2 protein-coding genes are annotated in these 1,295 nt (G+C 78.4%); one reads left to right on the top strand and one right to left on the bottom strand.

Translation table 11 applies throughout. The features are described from left to right. The first annotated feature begins 89 nt into the window (after positions 1 to 89). A complete protein-coding gene (locus ABZ641_RS37910) occupies positions 90 to 593 on the top strand; it encodes an N-acetyltransferase (RefSeq protein ID WP_344624188.1) in 504 nt (167 codons plus the stop codon). Here ABZ641_RS37910 and ABZ641_RS37905 read toward each other — a convergent pair. Beyond that, positions 566 to 1,295, bottom strand: a 730-nt coding sequence (locus tag ABZ641_RS37905; protein ID WP_359989165.1) for a substrate-binding domain-containing protein, incomplete at its 5' end; no start/stop codon positions are given. The genes ABZ641_RS37910 and ABZ641_RS37905 overlap by 28 nt on opposite strands.

Below are 1,295 nucleotides of genomic sequence, written 5' to 3'. Positions count from 1 at the left end.
GGCCGCACCCCCGCCCCCCCCCCGGTTGGGCCCCCCCCCCCCCCCGGGGCCGGTCCACAACGGCGTGCGACGACAGAGGAGTGCACCACATGGCCGTCCGTACCAGAGTCGAGCTCCCGTCGGATGCTCCCGCCACCCGGCGGGTGCACATGGCGGCGTTTCCGGGCCCCGACGAGGCCGACCTCGTCGACGCGCTGCGCCGCGACCCGGCCTGGCTGCCCGACCTCTCGGTGGTCGCCGTCGAGGACGAACTCGTCCTGGCCCACGCCCTGCTGACACGCCTTCAGGTCGGCGACGGCTGGGCCGTCGCGCTCGCCCCGGTCGCCGTCGCCCCCGAGTGGCAGCGCAAGGGCATCGGCGCACAGGTCGTGCGCGCCGCGCTGACCGCCGCCGAGGACGCCGGCGAGCGCCTGGTCGTCGTCCTCGGCGACCCCGGCTACTACTCCCGCTTCGGATTCATCCCGGCCTCCCGCCACGAGGTCACCGGGCCCTACGACGTCCAGGACGACTGCTTCCTCGTCCTGCCGCTGCCCGGCTACGACGGCTCGCCGCGGGGCCTGTGCCGCTACCCGGCCCCGTTCGACGCCGTCTGATCCACCGCGCCCGTGGGCGGCCGCACCCGGCCGCCCACCGCCACCGTCTCCCGGCAGCTGCGCACGAAGGCCTCCGCGGCCGGCGTCGGCGGCCGGCCCGCCGGCCAGTAGAGACCGGCCCGGCTCGGCCCGAGCCCGCGCACCGGCCGGAACACCACGTCGGGGCGGCCCGCCAGGGCGCCGAGCGAGGCCGGGGCGAAACCGATGCCCTGCCCGCAGGCCACCGCCGCCAGCCACTCGTCCGGGCTGTGCACCACCGCGCCGACCCGCACCGGCCGTCCGCCGCGGGCGTCCGCGCCCACCCAGTGGTCCCGCCAGAAGCCCGCCGCCGCCGGCACCGAGACCACGGCCTCGTCCAGCAGGTCCGCCATCGCCAACTCGCCGCGGCCGGCCAGCCGGTGCCCGGCCGGCAGCACCACCCAGCGCTCGTCCAGGCCGAGCGGCGCACAGCCGTACCGGCCGTCCGCGGTCGCCCCGCCCTCCCCGCCCTCCTCGGGCGGGGCGTGCCACAGCGCCAGGTCGATCTCGCCGGCGTCCAGGGCCGCCCCGGAGTCGAAGCCGTTGAACTGCCGCAGCCGCACCTGCCAGCCGGGCATCCGCCGGGCGAAGGCCTCCACCGTGGCCAGCCCCACCAGGTGGATGGTGCCGCTCTCGAATCCCACCCGGAGCACCGCCGGGCGGCCTGCCGCCGCCCGGGCGGCG

It is taken from the genome of Kitasatospora sp. NPDC007106 (assembly GCF_040634455.1).
GTDB lineage: Bacteria > Actinomycetota > Actinomycetes > Streptomycetales > Streptomycetaceae > Kitasatospora > Kitasatospora arboriphila.
This window is presented reverse-complemented; position numbering and strand designations above follow the sequence as displayed.

Coding starts and splice junctions, on each gene's coding strand:
- ABZ641_RS37910 (WP_344624188.1), top strand. CDS start 90: ATGGCCGTCCGTACCAGAGTCGAGCTCCCGTCGGATGCTCCCGCCACC.